At 73.2% G+C, this 2,753-nt stretch carries 3 protein-coding genes; all 3 read right to left on the bottom strand.

Annotation, left to right across the window (positions count from 1 at the left end):
- Positions 1 to 980 (bottom strand): HAD family hydrolase (locus CCN33_RS27895; RefSeq protein ID WP_086696179.1); only part of this gene is annotated, 980 nt, incomplete at its 3' end.
- 49 nt (positions 981 to 1,029) lie between these two features.
- Entirely contained in the window at positions 1,030 to 1,818 is a 789-nt protein-coding gene (locus tag CCN33_RS27890) for a 3-oxoacyl-ACP reductase (RefSeq protein WP_086696178.1), read from the bottom strand.
- Positions 1,819 to 2,753 (bottom strand): aldehyde dehydrogenase family protein (locus CCN33_RS27885; protein WP_086696177.1); only part of this gene is annotated, 935 nt, incomplete at its 5' end.

Below are 2,753 nucleotides of genomic sequence, written 5' to 3'. Positions count from 1 at the left end.
GAATCCACGGACCCGCCGCCTGGCAGAAGCAGGCGTGGAAGAAGCGGATCACCCTCGGCGGCGGGTCCGTGGATTCCGTAGACGTCCTGGTTGATCCAGCACCGCTTGCCGTCGATGTACGGGATGACGTCGCCCTTGTTCACCCCGGTCCCGCCGCAGCCCTCGTTGCGGGTGGTGATGCGGCCGCGGTGGTCGAGGACGGAGCGGATGGCGATGGTGTGCGCGGCGTCGACGCCGACCCCGCGCGACCAGACCTCGGTGACCGGCTCGGAGCCGGCCGAGACGATGTACACCCGGAATCCGGCCCGCTGGAGGGTGCGGATGAGGTCGCGCTGCTGGTCGTAGTAGCGGACGTAGGCCGGGACGGTGTGGGTGCCCAGGGTGCGGGTGGCGCCGATCGGCGCGGCGAGCGCCTCGGTGCGGGCGGCGGCCGCGTAGGAGGAGAGCTGGGCGGGGGTGCGGCCCGCGAAGAGCTGGGGCACCCAGGCGTACTGCGGGACGGTGCGCCGGTGGTTCCAGGTACCGGCGAAGGCGGCGGCGCCGCTCATCGTGGTGCCCTTCTCCCGGATCTCCACGATCTCGTCGGTGCACGCGGGGCGGTCGGAGGTGCGCAGGGAGCCGCCCCCGCCGGTGCCGCAGGCGGCGGTGAGCGCCCGGTCCCCGGCGTCGGTCATCCAGGCGCTGGTGTCCTTCCAGCGGGCGGGGCGGGGCAGCGCGTCGTGGCGCAGGGCCCAGGAGAGGGTGGCGTCGGTGACGTCGTTCTTGGTGACCGTGTTGTCCCAGTCGAACGCGGCGACCGCGCCGCGGTGTCCGGAACAGGTCCCGTGGGCGTCGATGACCTGTTGCAGCTGGGCGCGGTTGTTGCCGTACCAACTGGTGCTCAACGTCGGGCACTTGGTGCCGACGGCCGCCGCGGTGGGGGCGGGGGCGGTCGCGAGGGCGGCGGCCGCTGCGAGGGACCAGGCGAGTAGCTGTCGCATGGGACGGGGACCGTACACCTTTCGTCGGGGGGAGTGCGGTACGCGCCGACTAGAGCGGGGTGACGTACGCGCCGGAGATGCCGCCGTCCACCAGGAAGTCGGTGGCGTTGACGAAGGAGGCGTCGTCGCTGGCGAGGAAGGCGACGGCGGCGGCGATCTCGTCGGCCCGCGCGAACCGGCCGAGCGGGATGTGCACCAGGCGGCGGGCGGCCCGCTCGGGGTCGGTGGCGAACAGTTCCTGGAGCAGCGGGGTGTCGACCGGGCCGGGGCACAGGGCGTTGACCCGGATGCCCTCGCGGGCGAACTGCACCCCGAGTTCGCGGGACATGGCGAGCACCCCGCCCTTGGAGGCGGTGTAGGAGATCTGGGAGGTGGCCGCGCCCATCCGGGCCACGAAGGACGCGGTGTTGATGATGGAACCCCGGCCCTGGCGCCGCATGTAGGGCAGCGCGGCCTTGCAGCACAGGTAGACGGAGGTCAGGTTCACCTCCTGCACGCGCTTCCACGCCTCCAGGCCGGTGTCCAGGATGGAGTCGTCGTCGGGCGGGGAGATACCCGCGTTGTTGAAGGCGATGTCGACGCTGCCGTAGGTGTCGTGGGCGGCCCGGAAGAGCGCCTCGACCTGCGCCGGGTCGGTGACGTCGGTCTTCACGAACAGTCCGCCCACCTCGTCGGCGGCGGCCTTGCCGGCGGCCTCGTCGATGTCGGCGCAGACCACGCGGGCGCCCTCGGAGGCGAGCCGGCGGACGGTGGCCAGCCCGATGCCGCTGCCGGCTCCGGTGACGACGGCGGTACGGCCGACCAGGCGGCGGCAGACGGGAGCTTCGGTCTCGGTCACTTAGGCGGGCCCCTCCGTGCTGAGGAAGACGTTCTTGGTCTCGGTGAAGGCGGTCAGGGCGTCCGGGCCGAGTTCGCGGCCGAGTCCGGACTGCTTGAAGCCGCCGAACGGGGTCCAGTAGCGGACGCTGGAGTGCGAGTTGACGGACAGGTTGCCCGCGCGGACGGCCCCGGAGACGCGCAGGGCGCGGCCGAGGTCCCGGGTCCAGATGGAGCCGGAGAGCCCGTAGGGGGTGTCGTTGGCGAGCCGGATCGCGTCCCGCTCGTCGTCGAAGGGCAGCAGGACGGCCACGGGACCGAAGATCTCCTCGCGGGCGGCCGGGCTGTCGGGGGCCGCGCCGGTGAGCACGGTCGGCGGGAACCAGTGGCCGGGGCCGTCCGGGGCGGTGCCGCGCAGGGCGGGGGCGCCGTCGGGGACGTAGGAGCGGACGCGGTCGAGCTGGGTGCGGGAGATCAGCGGGCCCATCTGCGTCTTCTCGTCGGCCGGGTCGCCGACGACCACGGCGGCGAGGGCGTCCGCGAGGAAGGCGCGGGCCTCGTCGTAGACCTCGCGCTGGACCAGGACGCGGGTGCGGGCGCAGCAGTCCTGGCCGGCGTTGTCGAGGAAGGAGAAGGGGTCGAGGGCGGCCTTCAGGTCGGCGTCGGCGAAGACGATGTTGGGGCTCTTGCCGCCGAGTTCGAGGGTGACCGGCTTGAGCAGGCGGGCGCAGCGTTCGGCGACCTCGTGCCCGGTGCGGGTGGAGCCGGTGAACACGATCTTGGCGATGTCCGGGTGGTCCACCAGGGCGCGTCCGGCGGTGTGGCCGTATCCCGGCAGCACCTGGAAGAGGTGCTCGGGCAGGCCCGCCTCCAGGGCGAGTTCGGCGAGGCGGAGCGCGGTGAGGGGGGTGGTCTCGGCGGGCTTGAGGACGACGGCGTTGCCCGCGGCGAGCGCCG

The organism is Streptomyces recifensis, from assembly GCF_002154615.1.
Taxonomy (GTDB): domain Bacteria; phylum Actinomycetota; class Actinomycetes; order Streptomycetales; family Streptomycetaceae; genus Streptomyces; species Streptomyces griseoluteus.
Note: the sequence above shows the minus strand (reverse complement) of the source record. Positions and strands in the feature narration are given on the sequence as shown.